The organism is Hymenobacter gelipurpurascens, from assembly GCF_900187375.1.
GTDB lineage: Bacteria > Bacteroidota > Bacteroidia > Cytophagales > Hymenobacteraceae > Hymenobacter > Hymenobacter gelipurpurascens.
In genome coordinates this window covers 241,376-258,130 of record NZ_FYEW01000001.1, presented here as the reverse complement: position 1 = coordinate 258,130, position 16,755 = coordinate 241,376, and the positions used below count along the sequence as shown (strand labels likewise).

General features: G+C 56.4%; 11 protein-coding genes. 5 read left to right on the top strand and 6 right to left on the bottom strand.

The annotated features are described in order from the left end of the window. Positions 1–65 precede the first annotated feature (65 nt). On the bottom strand, positions 66–434 hold the full coding sequence (locus tag CFT68_RS01130; protein ID WP_245815244.1) for a winged helix-turn-helix transcriptional regulator: 369 nt from the start codon (positions 432–434) through the stop codon (positions 66–68). 120 nt (positions 435–554) lie between these two features. Here CFT68_RS01130 and CFT68_RS01125 point away from each other — a divergent pair, with 120 nt between their 5' ends. Then, complete coding sequence (locus CFT68_RS01125; RefSeq protein WP_088841591.1) at positions 555–1,400, top strand: SDR family oxidoreductase; 846 nt, start codon at positions 555–557, stop codon at positions 1,398–1,400. A 176-nt stretch (positions 1,401–1,576) separates the two neighbouring features. On the opposite strand, the gene CFT68_RS01120 is transcribed toward CFT68_RS01125, so the two are convergent. Both CFT68_RS01120 and CFT68_RS01115 read right to left on the bottom strand, forming a co-directional pair. Next, the gene (locus tag CFT68_RS01120) at positions 1,577–4,630 is read right to left on the bottom strand and encodes a T9SS-dependent choice-of-anchor J family protein (RefSeq protein WP_088841590.1); all 3,054 of its coding nucleotides are present in this window, start codon (positions 4,628–4,630) and stop codon (positions 1,577–1,579) included. Between the two features lie 215 nt (positions 4,631–4,845). Further along, positions 4,846–5,991 (bottom strand): ABC transporter permease, encoded by a 1,146-nt coding sequence (locus CFT68_RS01115; RefSeq protein WP_245815243.1) that lies wholly within the window; start codon positions 5,989–5,991, stop codon positions 4,846–4,848. A 117-nt stretch (positions 5,992–6,108) separates the two neighbouring features. Between CFT68_RS01115 and CFT68_RS01110 the strand changes: the two genes are divergently transcribed. From CFT68_RS01110 to CFT68_RS01100, 3 genes are all read left to right on the top strand, one after another. Further along, on the top strand, positions 6,109–7,362 hold the full coding sequence (locus CFT68_RS01110) for an exo-beta-N-acetylmuramidase NamZ family protein (RefSeq protein ID WP_088841588.1): 1,254 nt from the start codon (positions 6,109–6,111) through the stop codon (positions 7,360–7,362). 96 nt (positions 7,363–7,458) lie between these two features. Further along, a complete protein-coding gene (fmt, locus tag CFT68_RS01105; protein WP_088841587.1) occupies positions 7,459–8,424 on the top strand; it encodes a methionyl-tRNA formyltransferase in 966 nt (321 codons plus the stop codon). A 9-nt stretch (positions 8,425–8,433) separates the two neighbouring features. Continuing rightward, positions 8,434–8,919, top strand: coding sequence for a dihydrofolate reductase (locus CFT68_RS01100; RefSeq protein ID WP_088841586.1), 486 nt, complete (start codon positions 8,434–8,436; stop codon positions 8,917–8,919). 37 nt (positions 8,920–8,956) lie between these two features. Here the strand turns inward: CFT68_RS01100 and CFT68_RS01095 are convergent, their stop codons facing one another. From CFT68_RS01095 to CFT68_RS01085, 3 genes are all read right to left on the bottom strand, one after another. Next, entirely contained in the window at positions 8,957–10,012 is a 1,056-nt protein-coding gene (locus CFT68_RS01095; RefSeq protein ID WP_088841585.1) for an acyltransferase family protein, read from the bottom strand. Between the two features lie 203 nt (positions 10,013–10,215). Then, positions 10,216–14,796, bottom strand: a complete 4,581-nt coding sequence (porU2, locus tag CFT68_RS01090; RefSeq protein WP_088841584.1) for a putative type IX secretion system sortase PorU2 — start codon at positions 14,794–14,796, stop codon at positions 10,216–10,218. Between the two features lie 70 nt (positions 14,797–14,866). Next, positions 14,867–15,964 carry a putative type IX sorting system protein PorV2 gene (locus CFT68_RS01085; protein WP_088841583.1) on the bottom strand — a complete coding sequence of 366 codons (1,098 nt, stop codon included), beginning with the start codon at positions 15,962–15,964 and terminating at the stop codon, positions 14,867–14,869. A gap of 384 nt (positions 15,965–16,348) precedes the next feature. Here CFT68_RS01085 and CFT68_RS01080 point away from each other — a divergent pair, with 384 nt between their 5' ends. Continuing rightward, on the top strand, positions 16,349–16,714 hold the full coding sequence (locus CFT68_RS01080; protein WP_088841582.1) for a PadR family transcriptional regulator: 366 nt from the start codon (positions 16,349–16,351) through the stop codon (positions 16,712–16,714). Positions 16,715–16,755: the final 41 nt, after the last annotated feature.

The following is a 16,755-nucleotide window of genomic DNA, read 5'->3' as shown; positions in this document are numbered from 1 at the left end:
CTAGGCCACTTCGAAGAATGGCCAGCTTGATATGCGATACTCCTATATGAACGCTGAATGTCAGCTTAGTTGACGGAGGGAGCGTTCCACTGCTGCGCAATGCTTGGGAGACTGGCTTCTATCCAATCGGCGAGGTCTCGCACTTTGGCGGCGCCTTCCTGGCCTAGAGGCGTCAGGCTGTATTCTACGTGGGGCGGCACCACATCGTAGGCCACTCGCTTCACTAACCCATCGCTTTCCAGCCACTGCAGCGTTTGGGCCAGCATCCGCTCACTCACACCGTTAATCAGGCGCCGCAGCTCACTGAAACGGCGGGTTTTTCCTTCCAGCGCAATCAGCACTAGTACTCCCCACCGGCTGGTTATATGTTTAAGTACCGTTCGGGAAGGACAAGCCTCTGACATCAAATCGCCGCGCTGTAACTTATCAGCCAAACCATTAGCTTCCGGCGTCGCAACTATTTTACTTTTTTTCATACTTACCTTTTTGTACGTACTTACTTTACGTAAGTATAGGAAGTAATTTTGTATTGCTCATCATATCCTAACTACGCCATGACCATTGCCATCACCGCAGCCACCGGCCAACTCGGCCGAATCGTTGTCGAGAAACTTCTCGCCAAAGTACCCGCCGATCAAGTTCTCGCGCTGGTCCGGACGCCCGCCAAAGCGACTGACCTAGGCGTTACGGCCCGCGAAGCCGACTACTCCCGCCCCGAAACGCTGGAAACCGCACTTGCGGGTGTCGACACTTTACTGCTGATTTCCTCCAGCGAAGTAGGCAAACGAGCCGCGCAGCACCGCAACGTTCTGGAGGCAGCCAAAAAGAAAGGGGTGAAGCACATCATCTACACCAGCCTGCTACACGCCGATTCGTCGCCGCTTAGCCTGGCCGATGAGCATCGCGCCACGGAAGCCGATCTGAAAGCTTCGGGTATTCCCTTCACGATTCTGCGCAACGGCTGGTACACCGAAAACTATACTGGGTCTATTCCGGGCGCCTTGGCGGGCGGTGCGTTTATCGGCAGTGCCGGTGAAGGCCGGATTTCCTCGGCTTCGCGGGCTGACTTTGCTGAGGCGGCCGTGGCGGTGCTCATGAGCCCTGGGCACAAGGGCAAAACCTACGAGCTAGCCGGTGATGAGGCCTACACGCTAACGGACCTGGCCGCCGAAATATCGCGCCAGTCTGGCCGGGATATTCCCTACAAAAACCTTCCGCAGGCAGAATACGCGGCTGCACTCGCCAGCTTCGGGCTGCCCGAAGGCTTAGCCCACGCCATTGCCGGTTGGGATGTAAGCGCGTCACAAGGTGCGTTGTTTGATGAGAGTCACCAGCTCTCCCAACTCATCGGGCACCCAACAACGCCGCTCTCTACCTCTGTAGCTGAGGCGCTAAAATAACGGTCACCCGGTGTAGGCCACTACCAACAAGAAGCGCCCCGCCGGAAAGCCAGCGGGGCGCTTCTTGTTGGTACATCTGTGCCATACCCTACGACTTCTACCGCTTAACAGAACGCATAAAAAAGGCCCCGCACAAATTGTGCGGGGCCTTTTTGTGGCCTAGAAACAGGAGAAGCTTATTGCTTCACGAAGCGGCCAACGTAGGTGTTCTGAGCGCTGGTAGCGCGCACCACGTACAGGCCAGCTTTCAGGGAGCCCACGCGCTGGGCAAGCTGCTGATTGAGCTGCTCGGCGCGGCCAGTACCCGTGAAAATAACACGACCATCGGTAGCAGTTACTTGCAGCGTTAGGTTGCCGACTAGCGTGGGCAGCTGCAGGCTGATAGTGTTGCTCGTTGGGTTGGGGCTGATGATCAGCTGCTCCGCCAGACGCACCTGCTTGGTGCTGGTCACGGTGCCGAACACGTAGCGGGTTTGCACCGGATAGTGGTCGGAGGTGGTGTTGGCGTAGTTTGGAATCAGCGCTGCAAGGCTGGTTTGGATTTCAGCCGAACCAGTCAAGTAATTAGCAGCCAGCTCGTTTGAAGTCACAGCGTGGTCAATTACGTCGTTGTAGCTCACCGTCGACTTCTTCTTAGCCAAGCTTAGGGGCAGCGTGAGTGCCTGGTAGTTGGCAGCATCATCTACGAATGTTTTGTACGAAGACTCCGTGGAGGGAGCACCAGCGGTTATGGTCTCGTCGAGGTCGTCGTTGTAGTCGCCTACAATCACAAACTTGGTAGTGGGGTAGTCGGCGTCAAGCTTAGCTTTCAGAGCTGCGGCTCCTGCTTTCCGGCGGTTGTAAGCGTCAACTACGGGGTTGGTGTTGGCTTTGGCGTGAATCAATACCACCAGCATGCGGTTGGTGGTGCCGTTCAGTTCCACATCAGCCTCCATGGCATACGGGTACCGGCCCGACGACCAATCGGAATACGCCGAGCAGGTAGTGGTCTGGTTATCACACTCTAATAGCACCTTGAAAGTGGGATTCTTGATAACACTGGTGCGATACACGAATACCAGCTTCTGCGCCGTAGCATAGAAGGAGTTAGTACCGGCCGAGCTTCCGCCCGATGCTGCCGGCGACACCATGTAGCGGTAGCCACCTAGCTGGCGCACTACCGTACCCAGACGAACCGTATCAACTACCTCGGCCAGCGCAAAAATGTCGGCATTGAGATTAGTGAGCATAGTCTTTACGTTCTCTTGCTGCAGAGCCTTGTCTTGGGGGCCTAGGCCTGCCTGCGAGCCGAACCACTCAATATTCCAGCTTACTACTTCCAGCGTGTTAGCCACGTTATACGTGTTGCCAGTAGCATCAATGGTGAGGGAAGTTACACCTGCACTGGCCACCGTGAGGGTGCTGTTGTAGCTAGTATTAGCCTGTGTGGGGCTGAAACGTACAGTTATAGTTTTAGGCGCACTACCGGCTTCAGTAGCGTCGAAGCTAATAGAGTTACTGAAAGCGGTACCATCCTTCGACAGCTGGAATACTGGATTGGATGAGGTAATGGTAGCGGCAGCCGTCAGGTCGCGCAGGGTTACGTTCAGCGTTTGGGTGGTTGCCGTGTTATGAGCACGGTAGCCGAATGCCAGTGTAGAGGTGTTTACAGCCAGTGAAGGCGGAGGAGGCGTGGTGGAGTTGCGCAGACGCACATCGTCTACAGTCCAGCGGGCGGCCTCATCTGTGGTTGAGTTATATACAAAAGCCACGTAGACGGTAGCCGACTTGAAGGCCGTCAGGTCAACGTTGTCAGTCAGCGTCCATGTATCGGAGCCGATAGCCGGGAAGGCTGCGTCGAGGGTCGTCCAGGTTACGCCGGTAGCGTTGGGGTTACCGGTGCCAGAGTAGTTGGTAGAAACTTTCAGCTGCAATGGAGCGCCCGAGAAGGCCACGCGGCTATAGAATGAAAGCAAGGGGTACGTGAAGGAAGAGGCGTTCAGGGCCGGCGAAATCAACCAATCCTCGTTCTGGATGCTAGTTGTAGCGAAGCCATTTATTTGCAGAGCATTTCCGCTGGATTTCTTGCCAGTAGCATCGGTGGCATCGCGCCCAAAAGTGGTGCAGCCCCAAACTTGAGCGCCCGTTACGCTGAACTGCGTCCAGCCCTCTGAAAGGTTTGTGCTACCCACGCAGTTTTCAAAGTTGAAAACCAAGTTGTTGGGGTCGAAAGAGCTACCCGATACGGCCACGGTTTCCTCTAGGCCACCAGGAGTAGTGTGCGTAATGTTCCCGGAGGCTACTCCCAGCGCCGTGGGTGTATAGCGTACGTACACCGGCTTAGCCGTTGCTAGTTCACCGGGGGTGAAGGCAATAGTAGAGGTGAAAGCGGCATTATCTTTCGAAACGGTGAAGCTGGCCGGAGCAGTTACAGTTACGTCACCAGTCAGATTGACAGCACTCAATTGGTAGCTCTGCGAAGCAGAAGCTGTATTGATCAATTGGCTGGCAAATGTAAGCGGCGCACCTGGTACCGTAATGGCCGGATCGGTGGGCAATATATTCGTCCAGGTTAGCGAAAAGTCGTCGATGGCCGTGGTAGGGCGATTACTGGAACCCGATGAGTTAGCCAGCGCCACAATCCGAATCCACACTTTCTCGCTCTTATTGTTAAGCGCATTACCGAAGTTTACGGTTACCGGCGTATTGCTGAATGCAGTACCACCGCTGGTGGTACCGTTGCCAATTGCCTGGAAGTTGGTAGGAGTATCGCCCGTAGCGTAGTCTACCCGCCACGTAGTAGTACGGGGGGAGGTGTTATCGAGCGATTGCAGCTTGAAGGAAAGCGAGAAACCTGCCCGTTTCGTGGTATTAGTAGCCTGAAAAACAAAAGCAGCTCCGGGGTCTCCGAAACTGCCTGTCTGGCGTACCCCAAGGGCGCGGTCAGTAGAAGCATCTTGCGCAGCAGCATCGGCAGCAGCCGTCAGGCCATCAGCGGACGCATAGTTGCTAAACCGACCCGAGAGGTTAGCCCAAGGCGTCTTGGTAGTCGTGAGGGCCACTTCAGTGCCGGGAACAGTAGCTGTAGCGCCCGTACGAACGGTGAAGCCGCTAGGAAGTGCTGTGCCAATACCGTCGAATTCTTCGGTGTAGGAGCTGTTTTGAAGCGTTACCTGCGCCGCTGCACCGCTGCTCAGGCCCAGGGCCAGCAGCAAAGCAGGTAGCACACGTTTTGAATAGTTGTTCTTCATGTAAGAAGGTGAAGGATGAAAGAGTGGGTATTCGGAGGAAAGATACAAAAGTACCTGTAGAGCTTGGCCTTGGTGTTATCCAATTGTTATCAAATGAACACAAAAAGGCCCGCAGATTGCTAAAAATGCAATCTGCGGGCCTACTCGCTAAAAGAAATTTATTGGCCTGTAGTTTATAGGCCTAGTACCTGGCCTAGGCCACTCACAGCATTAGCTTAATCGAACTTGATGGCGGTTACGGGCTTGATCCGCGAAATCAAATATGTCGGAATCAAAACGGCCATTAAGGAGGTCAGGAATGTAGCCGCATTCAGCACCACAATAATGAACAGGTCCCAGTAGATCGGCACGCGGTCCATGTAGTAGTTCTCAGGGTCCAGCGGAATGGGGTGGAAAAAGTACTGAATGGCGCAAAATCCCAGGCCCACTAGGTTACCGTAGAAGATGCCACGCACCGTCAGGCTCAGGCCCCGGAAAAAGAACATACTCCGGATTTGGTTATCGGTGGCCCCAATAGCTTTGAGCACCCCAATCATGTTGGTGCGCTCCAGAATCATGATGAAAATAGTGGCGACCATGTTAAAGGTGGCCACGAAAATGATCAAGATCAGGAAAATGACCACGTTGCGGTTGAGCAGCTGCAGCCAGTCGAAGAGCTGGGCGTACTGGTCAGTAATCTTGTCCAGCTTCAGGTCGTAGCGCAGGTTTTCGTAAAGGGTGTCGGCTACGGGGTCGAGGCGGTTGAAGTCCTTGAGCACCACTTCCACCCCACCCACCAACGAGTCGGGCCAAGAGTACAGCTCCTGCACCTGCCGCAAATCACCGATGACATACACCTCATCGAACTCGTCTAGGCCAGTCTGGTAAATACCACTCACCGTGAACTTGCGCACGCGGGGCGGATTCTGAATGAAGTAGAACAGGGCATCATCTCCGGGCTTGAGGCGCAGCTTGTCGGCTACTTTGCGCGAAAGCAGAATATCGTTGCTGGCAGTATCGGGGAAGGACAGGAACTTGCCGGCCACCAGGTTCTGGCGCATAGTGGAGGGGCCGTTTTTCTCATCAATGCCCTTCAGCACCACACCTAGCACTTCCTCCTTGGTCTTGATAATGGCCGCCTTGCGCGCAAATGACTGCGTAGACTTTACCTGCGGATTGTTCTTTAACTGCTGTACCAGCTTGGGCGCCCCAATAGGCTCTACCTGCAACGAGTTGTTGGTATCGTACTTGCTCACCTGCAGGTGGGCGCCAAAGGAAAAGATCTTGCTCTGGATTTCATTCCGGAATCCTTCCAAGATGGCAAACGACACCAGCATCACCGCAAGCCCCATGGCAATGCTGATGATGGCTATCTTTGTCACCGACGAGGTAAAAGAACCTGAGTCAGCCCCGTCAATCTTACTAGATATGTACTTTGATACGTTCACCGGCGTAAAGCTACGTGAACCCGACCAGTTTTCCAGCCTCGCTTCCTGCCCATGTTTCCAGCCCTTTCCACCAGTCTGCTGAGCCTTTCTCTGCTCCTCACTGACTGCACCCGCCCCCTGCCCGCAGCCACCACAGCCGGAGCCAACAATCCCACTGTTACTCAAGCCTCTAAGCCACAAATCATCGTACCGACCCCGAGCAAAGACCCCGTCCTACGGGTGGGCGCCGAGCAGTTTGAGCGTTACCTGCCACAGCTAAAAGGCAAGCGCGTAGGCCTTGTCGTGAACCAGACGGCCCGCGTAGGCCAGGCGTTTCTGGTGGATACGCTGCTGGCAAAAGGGGTAGGCGTGACGGTAATTTTCGGGCCGGAGCACGGCTTTCGGGGCGAGGCCGCCGATGGCGCCACCATCAAAGACGGTAAAGATGCCCGCAGTGGCCTACCAGCCCGCAGTCTCTACGGTGCCACCAAAAAGCCCACGCCCGAGATGCTGAAAGACGTAGATGTGCTGGTATTCGACATTCAGGATGTGGGCACGCGCTTCTACACCTTCATCAGCACGATGCACTACGTGATGGAGGCCGCCGCCGAGCAGGGCAAGGAAGTCATCATTCTGGATCGGCCTAACCCCAACGGCTGGTACGTAGATGGACCCGTGCTGGAGCCCCAGCACAAGTCCTTTGTGGGCATGCACCCCATCCCGGTGGTGCACGGCCTGACGGTGGGCGAGTTGGCCCAGATGATTAACGGCGAAAAGTGGCTGGCTGGCGGCAAGCAGTGCCGTCTGACGGTAGTACCCGTGCAGGGCTACACCCACGCCACACGCTACGAGCTGCCGGTGCGCCCTTCGCCCAACCTGCCCAATGCGCACTCGGTGTCGCTTTATGCCACCATCTGCTTGTTTGAGGGCACTGATGTAAGCGTAGGCCGTGGTACCGATATGCCGTTTGAAGTAATTGGAGCGCCCACGCAGCCCAAGTCTCGGCCTTTCAGTTTCACGCCCAAGCCCAACACCGGCTCGCCGACGCCCCCGCAAAACGGCAAAGTCTGCTACGGCCAGGACCTGCGCCAGACCGGCAACGACGTGGGCTTCTCCTTGAAATACCTGCTAGATTTTTATAAGCAAAGCACCGATAAGGAGCACTTTTTCGGCAAGTATTTCGAGCAGCTGAGCGGCACGCGTAGCCTGCGGGAGCAGGTTATTGCCGGCAAGTCGGAGCAGGAAATCCGCAAGTCGTGGGAGCCGGCGCTAGGCCAGTACAAAGCTCTGCGCAAGAAGTATTTGCTGTATCCCGATTTCAACTAATCGGCTAAACAGTTGTAGTACAGCAAAGCCGAACCGAGAATTCCCCTAGGCCAGTATCGGTTCGGCTTTGTTTCTGTTCAGAATCATTTGTCAGATATGATACCTCCCCTACGCATCATTTTCATGGGCACCCCGGAATTTGCGGTGCCTACTCTTCAGGCGTTACTTTCCTGGGAAGGCTGCCAGGTGGTAGCCGTCATCACGGCTCCGGATAAGCCCGCCGGGCGCGGCCGCCAACTGGCCGAGTCGGCAGTGAAGCAGGCGGCGGTGCAGCATGGTTTGCCCGTGTTGCAGCCCACCAACCTCAAGGACCAGGAGTTTCAGGCGGAACTACTGGCCTACGCCGCCGACTTACAGGTTGTGGTGGCGTTTCGGATGCTGCCCGAAACCGTCTGGAATATGCCGCGACTGGGCTCTATCAACATCCACGCCTCTTTGTTGCCCCAGTACCGCGGCGCGGCCCCCATCAACTGGGCCCTCATTCACGGCGACACCCAAACGGGCGTCACGTCGTTCTTCCTGCGTCACGAAATTGATACCGGCGACCTGATTTATCAGGATGTGGTGGACATTGCCCCCGAGGATGACTTTGGCTCTTTATATGAGAAGCTGAAAACCGCTGGTGCGGCCCTAGCCCTGCGCTCAGTGCAAGCCATTGCGGCGGGCGAGGCGCCCAGCATTCCGCAGCAGGAGCTGCCCAGCTTGCGCCCGGCCCCCAAGCTACAGAAAGAGCTAGGCCGCCTCGATTTTACCCAGCCGGCCCCGGCCCTGGCCAATTTGGTGCGCGGCCTCTCCCCCATTCCCACAGCGTTTACGCAGCTCCCCGATGGCCGCACCCTCAAAGTGTTCAAGGCCCAGCCCTTTGATGATGAGGACGCCAGCGGCCCTGAAGCCGGCGTACCTGGCGCATGGTTCACGGATGGGCGCACGTATTTGCGCGTGCAAACCTCCCACGGCCTGCTCGATTTGCAGGATGTACAGCTCGAAGGCAAAAAGCGCATGAGCGTGCCCGATTTTCTACGTGGCTTCAACGCGGCGGTTCTCAATCAGTCTCCCGCTTAAACCCTCCACATGACCGCCTTAGTAGTAGCCGTAGCAGAGAATGGAGTAATCGGGGGCGACAACCGCCTGTTGTGGCATTTGCCCCTCGATCTAAAGCACTTTAAACAGCTCACGCAGGGCCACCCCATCGTGATGGGCCGGCGTACTTTCGAGAGCATTGGGAAGCCACTGCCCAACCGCACCAACATCGTCGTGACGCGGCAGAACGGCTGGCAAGCGGATGGCTGCGAAGTGGCCTACTCCGTGCCGCTGGCCCTGGAAATGGCGCGCGGCATCGAGGAAAACGTCTTTGTAATTGGGGGTGGCGAAATCTACCGTCAGGCACTGCCCGCCGCCGAGGTAGTGTACCTCACGGAGGTACACCACGCGTTTGAGGGCGACGTGACCTTCCCCCAACTCAACCCCGACGAATGGCGCGAGGAATCCCGCGAGCGGCACGAGCCCGACGAGAAGCACGCCTACGCCTTCAGCTTCGTAACGCTCCGGCGGCGTTAGCAATCAGTAGGCTAATCAGTGATGAATGCAGGCCTTTTCACAACCGTGAGAGCCAGCGGCGTAAGTAGGCACTTCCGGGTCGCTCTATGTATTTGTGGGTGAGATAAGCCAGACTCAGCACGAGCACAATGAGCCCAAACAGCAGCCAATATTGGTTGATTTGTTGCCCATAGCGCAGCAAAATCACCATTCCTATGCCATGAATGAGGTAAATGGGATAAGATAAGCTCCCAAGCATAGCCAAACGGGGAAACCGGCTTAGGTTCACATGCCGCGTAATGATAAGCAACAGCATGAGGTACATGCCACTAACTAGGCTCCCGACCATGGCGGCGCTGTAGGGCGGCAGTTCAGGAGCACGCATGTCCAGAAAAAGGCGCTGGGCATTAGCTGTGCGCAGACTGGCTGCAAAGGCCACCAACAACAAGCCCATCAGCAGCAGCCGGTTGCCCAGCCGATGTTGCAACAGGTAAAACAACATGCCGCTGATGAAGTATGCACTGTATTTCGGAATAAGCAGCAGGCTGATGGGCGTAACCGGCCCCATTGGCCCCACAGCCAGCGTGTACAACAACCAGCCACCCAGCAGGTACGGTAACTGTGGCCACAGCTGATAGCCGATGCAGAGGGAAATCAGGAAGTAAAATGATATTTCGAGCGTGAGCGTCCAGTATACTCCCGAGATAGAGTCTTTGCCAAAGAACTCGTGGAGCATACTCATATTGCTGAGGTACGTGCTCAGCGAAGGAGGCTGCACTGAAGCAGACGCGAAGCAATACGACACCAACGCAGTGAGCGTGCAGGTGGCCCAGAAAGCAGGATACAGCCGCGTGATGCGCGAAGTCACGAATTGCCGGAGCGGGCGCTGGTACGCCGACCCCAGAATGACATAGCCGGAAATCAGGAAAAACAGGTCAACGCCTAAATACCCATATCGGCTGATGCTTTGCCCGATGAAGGGCGCCGGCACCAAATGCTCCAGCGCATGGCCTACGTAGAGGTAGTGATACAGCATTACTGCCAGAGCCGCCACAAAGCGAAGCACGTCTATTTCGTAATACCGGATCGGGACTTTTTGAGGAACGGGCTCCATATGTGCGGGTAGACAAGCCACGAAGCTACTGTGATTCTCGGAGTCGGAATCAGAACAACTCCTGGCCGCCGCATGTGGTCTGCTTTCGTTACTTAGCGCTTACACTACCGCTCTACGATACAGGTATACTGGCCTAGGCCACAAAAAAAGAGGCAGCCAATTGGGCTGCCTCTTCTTTTGGTATTCGTAGTTTCGGGAGTGGCCTAGCGGATTAGCACCAGTTTGCCCCAGCCCTGCTTGAAGGCTTTATCAGCGGCGGTGGTGCGTTGCTCAAACTTGCCCTGCGGGTCATCGAGCACTACGCGGTAGAGGTAAGTGCCATTGGCCAGCCGGTCGCCGAACTCATCGGTACCATCCCAGGCATAATCCGTGATGTTGTTGCCGATGTGCAAGTTACCCAGCTCGCTCATCATGATTTCCCGTACTACGCGGCCCGTAAGCGTCATAATCTGGATTTTCATGTTGCGCGGCACCTCGCTTCCCGTCAGGGTAAACACGAACTTGGCTTTGCTGGTAACGGGGTTCGGATACGGGAACACATTGGAGATGCCCGCCGTCGTAATCACTTCAAACGTGATGCGGTACGGCTCAGAGCCGGCCAGCTTGCCAGAGCCGTCCTTGCCCTGCACTTCCAGCGTGTAGATACCGTCTTTCAGCGCCGTCTCTTTGCCCAGATGCACCTCCAGACGAGCAACCCCGTTGGCCGAATCAGCCACAAACGTCACGTTGGCCGCATTCAGATTCAGCGGCACGGTGGCACCGCCATTCGGGCTGGTCAGGAAGAGGTTGAAGGCTGTACGGTCCTTGATGGGGCGTAGCTTATCCTGGTCGCGTAGCTGCACCGTAATGATGGGCTGCGCCGATACAATGTCGCCGTTCAGCAAGTGGCGGCCATCGAATGCAACATCCAGCACCGGCGGCGTATCGCGGTCATCTACCTGGAAGCTTGTAATGCCTTGCTCGTTGTTGAAGTAATTCAGCTCTGGCTGGCGATTGGGGCTCAGCGCTAGGTTGGGGTTGAGCACAATCTGGCCCGATAGAGTTCCGAGTAGATCCCGAATATCCAACTCCACCTGATACGTCCGCTGGGTGTGCGCCGTGAGGGCCGCACCGGGCAGCTTAATGTACTTTTCGCGCAGGCCGTTGTTGTCGTTGCGCACCAAGATGTAGGCCACCATTGGGTTGGTGAAATCGAAATCAGCCACGTTCTGGAACGTAACCGGAATCGAGAGCTTGCCTTGCTGTTTGGCTTGCAGTGCCAGTGCCGCGCCATCCAGCGCTACGGTCTGGGGCCGCACTACGCCTTCGGGCACTCCCTGGTAGGCAATCAGCCACTGCTCTAGTTGCGGAGCCGGGCCACTGCCGTTTTCCTTCACCACCGCTTCCAGCTGCAGATAAGGATAAGTGGTAGCTGAGATGGTGCTGAGGTCGAGGCGGCGGCTCGTAACGTTCGGGTTGAGCTCTACTGAATTGTTGTTGGCATCAATTCCGATCAGACGAAGCGTGTAGCTGCCTGTGGGACTGGTCCGGATGGTGTGCGACAGCGTTTCCCACTGGCGGGCCGGACCGATGCGGGTAGACGTAATGGTAGCCTGCTTACTACCGGCGTCAAATGCCCATTGCCCACCGGGGGCAGCTACTGTAATTCCGGCTTTCTCATCGCGCTGGAACTGGCCTACATGGCTCTGCGACCAGCCGCCGTTGCGGCCACTGATGATCCGGAACGAGCTGGTAGCCCACCCCGATTCCTCACCGGCCTGAGGCGCATGGAAACGCATTCGCCAGTACCAAACCACGCTGTCGCGGTTGGCAATGATTGGCGCCGTAACGCTCCATTCGGGCACCATCACGGCCGCCAGCGTAGTACGCTGAATCAGGGGGCTGTTGAATGTCTGGACGGTGTCCAGCTCCATATCGTACTCGCGGCTTACCGTTGTGGGCAGATTGCTCTGGCCTACGAGGCGCACCGTGCGAGCTCCCACAATTCCAAACTCGGGTGGGCTCAGCGTCGTGACGCCTCCCGTCAGGAACGCGTAGGTGGTGGTGCCGCTGTTGTTGGTTTCATCCGACTCATCAATCAGGTTGCTCGGGTCCAGTTCTACCAGGAAGGTATTCTGACCGATAATCGAGCCTAAGCCAGTGTTCGGGATAGTGAGCGTGTACGTGGTGTCGCGGCGGGCCTGGGGCACCGTGAATATCGGCAACACCACGGTGTTGGTACCGAAAGTGCGCGTCACCTTGATATCGAGCTTGCCTGTAGTGCGGCGGCCGGGGTTGGCCACGCGCACCTGCAACTGAAACGAAGGAGCCGTCACGGGCACCACATCTGGCGCTACTTTCACGCTGGCCACCTGATAGTCTGGCTTGAGCGGCGAGTACAGCTTCAGAGCCGGGTCGCCTTGCCAGATGGTATTCATCAGCATGGCCGTTGTAGCATTAGGCAGCGAGTTTGTGCCCTGCAGACGCCGGATTACTTCCTGCTGCACCTCGGCCACCGGTTTGCCATACCATTGCGGATCAGAGAATAACAGCTTCACCATTTCGGTGTGCATCTCGTGCAAATCGTAGGGGAAGGCCAGGTCAGAGTCGCTGAGGAAACCAACGAAGCCTTTATCGGCCGCTAGCACGTACTGGTCGCCGCCGAAGGCCGGAATAGCTCTGAAGGAGTTGCCGGCTGAGCAACCGCTCACATACATCACCGGGTACTTGCCTTTGTTGTTGATGCCGCTGGCGGGGTTGTTAATGTTCGGGATTCCCCAATCCAGATAGCCCGTGTCGCCGTGCCCGAAATAGGAAATGAAGGACACGCCTGCGTTCAGGTCTGGCGCCCAGTTGATCTGCGCTTCACCGGGCGTAGTACCCGGATAATCACCTCGCAAGTAGGTTTTTACCGTACCACCAAATGGCGGTTTACGCACATATGTAGCATATTCCTCTAGGAAGGCGGCGTACTGCAACCGTTCAGCTGGTTCTTTTCCGCCGGCCATGTGCAGCACATTGCGGCGCCACTCTGCATAAGCCGGCACTTCGTGCTCCTGCAGCTTACTCAGATAATTAACCACCTGCTGGGGCGTCTGGGCCGAAACCCGTCCGGTAGCCATGCGGGGTGCGTAGTCGTTGCTCTGCCAGTTGGCGGTAAAGAAAACGTCGGACACGCCGCGGGTACTTGCGGGCACCAGGTTGCGCACCACTGAATTATCGGGACCACCGCAGGCAGCGTAGGTGTAGCCTTCCGGATTAACCCGGTGGTAGGAACTACAATACTCCGCCACGCCCAGGCCTTTGCCCAGCAGCAGCAAGGACATTGGCCGCTTGCTGCCCGCCAGCATCCACTGCGCAAACTGCCGAACAGCTAAGGCCGATCTTTCACCGTAGTGAAACTGGTCGTAAAGTTCTTCCGAAGTCACTACCAGCGTATCGTAGCTTCCTCCTGCCGATGAGGCCCGATAGTTGGCATACGCCCGCACTGGGTTAGTTACCCCACTGGCGGGCTGCATCAGCACGCGGCTGCTTATAATGAGGAAGTTGTGCGCGGCCGGCGAAATCTGACGGAATTGCACCCGACGACCTACACCTGGCACCAACGCCCGGTCGGCCTCCGCTAACATTAAGGAGCGAGTGCGTCCTTCTGCCTGCGGAAAAACATAGCCGCGGCGGTTAGCCCCCAGGGCTTGTCCTTCTACGCGCAATACGTTATAGGGGTCAGTTACATCATAGCCACGCACCGAAGCCGGGATAGAATCCAAAGCATAAAAAGCGGGGCCCGCCAGAGTAGAATCGTTCGCAAACAGGAGTTGCGAACGGCGCGGGTTCCAGCGGCTGGTTTGCCCGAAGGCCAGACGTAGGTAGGCCACCCGAGCTACATCGCCCCGGGGCCCACCGGTTCCTACTTGCTTTACCTGAATCTGCACCCGTCCGTTGGCGGCCCGATCTGAGGGCAGCAAAGTGAAAGACTTACGCGCAAACCCGTAATCCGTGAAAGCAATGGTACCAAGCACCCGGATTCCGCCTGGAGCCACTACGGCTACCTCAGAAATATGCGCGCCCGACGATTTGCCCACTACCTGAATATCCAGATGCGGCGCCTGCCCACTGGAATTCACGGACCAAATGGAATCCAAGGCGAACCAAGGGTCTCTGGTTATCGGATCTACATATCCTCTGCTGCCAAATTCTTCACTAAAAAAGCCTTCACCTAGTTCAGCCCAGGATTGATACACGTTGGCCTCGTCGTTGATGGTATTCCAGCGGAACGACTCAACGCGCAACGTTTTTTGCACGCGGGAGGCGTGCGGCGTGGTGCCCGTCAGGTTCGACTGGGTCATGCGCTTGCCAGGGGCCACATTGCTCCACGTCAGGAAGTAAGCGGCCGTATCCGTAAACATGCTGAAATACGGCTGGGCTTGGTCGCTGGCACTGCGGAACATACCTCGGTCCAGAGCCGCATCGTTTTTCTGCCCAAAGAACTCCACGAACGTAGTGGGGTCCAGACTGCTCTGGTTGCCGCCTACGTGAATGGCCACTTCCCGGCCCCTACGCCACAGCTGGAGGCGCTGAGGGCTTACGCCTCCGGCACCCGCCTGAGTCAGGTATTGGTAATCGAGGCGGTACAAGCCGGTGCGCGCCAGCTTAATGCGGTAATACTGCTGGCCGGGCACAATCCACTCGTTGCCGTACGGCCCCGATTGCGCTTCGGCCGCGAGAGGCGCCAACGCAAAAAACGCCAGTAGCAGGGCTACCCAGCCGCCTAACTTGATGGTTAGTAAATGGTAAGGTTGTTTCATATAGTAGGTATTGCGTAGTGCATAACCACGAAAAAAGACGCTGCTAGCGCGAGGCTACTGGCCTAGAATTTTATTTGAAGCCGTAGCCTAATGACACGATGATGGAATTGGCCTGAGAGCGTTGGCCGAGCTTCTCCACGGCTAGCCGCGAAAGTGCCATATCAAGCCGTAGGCCACTCAGAGCCACCCCTACGCCCAAGCTGGGCTGGGCTTTCCATTCTTCCTGGCCCGTAAACGACTGGATTTTCTGGAAGTTACCGACGCCACCGCGCAGGAAAACCACATTATTGTAGCCTACTTCCAGACCTGCCCGAGGATCAACGCTGACGGCACTGGTCGAGATGAGCGTGTTCCGCTTACCGTCAGTTGTAGCTTCCAGATCAACAGCGGCCAGGGCCGTGAACTGACCGGGCAGTTTCACGGTGCGGCCCACGCCTAGTACTAGGCGGGGCAACGTGATTTCGGTACTGCTTTTGGGGATGGGGTCGTTCGTAACAGCAGAGCCTTTAAACTTTTCCGCATCTACCGACCACGCATTGAAGGTCGTCGTGATGTCGCGGGCCATAAGGCCCAGGCGCCAGTTGCCGCGGTTGTACTGCACGCCGGCATCGACGCCAAAGCCCCAGGCATTGGCAAACTCGCCCACATTGCGGTACACCACCTTCGCATTGGCGCCCACCTGAAGGCCTTCTATGCTGGCTACTTTATAGGCATACGACAGCAGCACCGCATAATCGGCCACGGAGAAGTACCGGATCCGGTCGTACTGAATATAGCCGTACTCATTCACCAGGTCGCGGGTGTCGGCAATATCATCAACGCCTAAGCGGATGAGGCTGATGCCAATGGCGCTTTTCTCATCCAGCGGCATAGAGAAAGCCGCGTAGTCGTTTTTAACGATGCCGGAGAACAACTCGGAGTGCATCAGCACGGCATCGTACTTGGTTTTCTGGCCTAGCAGGCCGGCGGGGTTCCAGTAGCCAGCGGTGGCATCCTCGGCTAGGCTTGCCTGCACCTTGCCCATGCCCAGGGCGCGCCCCCCTACCCCGATGTTGAGAAATTCATTGCTGTATTTGGGCGTCTTGGTTTGCGCCAGCGCCGGAGAAAGTGCACCCAGGCATAGGCCTACGCCTAGCAGTAGGGCAGTACTTCGGGTAGAATGAGGCATAGAGGTTAGGACAGATAATCTGATAAGGAGGTGAAACCGCAGCAGCAACGCAAGATACTCATTAATAGTGCGTGCCGGATTGCAGTAATCGGTTAACGCTGACTTTCAGGGTATAAAACGAGGGTTGGGTTGACGCACGTCCAATAACCTTGCCCAAGTACTCAAGGCTAAACTTTGTCCGGTGCAGGATAATTAGTGGCCTAGCCATATATTTTTTTGGACTTGGAAACCCGCTATCTGCTTTTCCAGAGCACTTTTTAGTGGCATAGAGCTCAAAAATCTCGCTTTCTCTATGCAACAAAAAAATATTTTCAACAGTACCTTGTGTTACATAGTACCTTTTCATATCTTTGACTCATTCTTCACCGATATCTGCCTCAGCCCATGAAAGTCGAGAACACCCAAGTGCAGATGCGGAAGGGCATCCTGGAGTTCTGCATTCTGGAAATCATCGCCCGCGGAGAGGTCTATGCGTCAGACATGCTGGAGGAGCTTACCTCCGCCCGCATGATCGTGGTCGAGGGGACGCTCTACCCACTTCTGACGCGCCTCAAAAACGCGGGATTGTTAGATTACACCTGGAAAGAGTCTACCAGTGGCCCGCCCCGCAAGTACTACACCCTCACCGAGGCCGGACAGGACTTCCTGCACCAATTGCGCCTCACCTGGGAAGAGGTACAGGATTCCATCCGCATCATCCGCCAGAAGCCTCACTCCAATGGTAGCGCCCCCGCGGAAGTCCTGCTCTAAGCAGACTCGCTACCTGATTTTTCCCGAATAGTTGCAGCACT

Excerpts from the sequence above, each read along its gene's own strand:
- CFT68_RS01125 (WP_088841591.1), top strand. The coding sequence starts at position 555 with ATGACCATTGCCATCACCGCAGCCACCGGCCAACTCGGCCGAATCGTT.
- CFT68_RS01120 (WP_088841590.1), bottom strand. The coding sequence starts at position 4,630 with ATGAAGAACAACTATTCAAAACGTGTGCTACCTGCTTTGCTGCTGGCC.
- CFT68_RS01110 (WP_088841588.1), top strand. The coding sequence starts at position 6,109 with ATGTTTCCAGCCCTTTCCACCAGTCTGCTGAGCCTTTCTCTGCTCCTC.
- fmt (WP_088841587.1), top strand. The coding sequence starts at position 7,459 with ATGATACCTCCCCTACGCATCATTTTCATGGGCACCCCGGAATTTGCG.
- CFT68_RS01100 (WP_088841586.1), top strand. The coding sequence starts at position 8,434 with ATGACCGCCTTAGTAGTAGCCGTAGCAGAGAATGGAGTAATCGGGGGC.
- CFT68_RS01095 (WP_088841585.1), bottom strand. The coding sequence starts at position 10,012 with ATGGAGCCCGTTCCTCAAAAAGTCCCGATCCGGTATTACGAAATAGAC.
- porU2 (WP_088841584.1), bottom strand. The coding sequence starts at position 14,796 with ATGAAACAACCTTACCATTTACTAACCATCAAGTTAGGCGGCTGGGTA.
- CFT68_RS01085 (WP_088841583.1), bottom strand. The coding sequence starts at position 15,964 with ATGCCTCATTCTACCCGAAGTACTGCCCTACTGCTAGGCGTAGGCCTA.
- CFT68_RS01080 (WP_088841582.1), top strand. The coding sequence starts at position 16,349 with ATGAAAGTCGAGAACACCCAAGTGCAGATGCGGAAGGGCATCCTGGAG.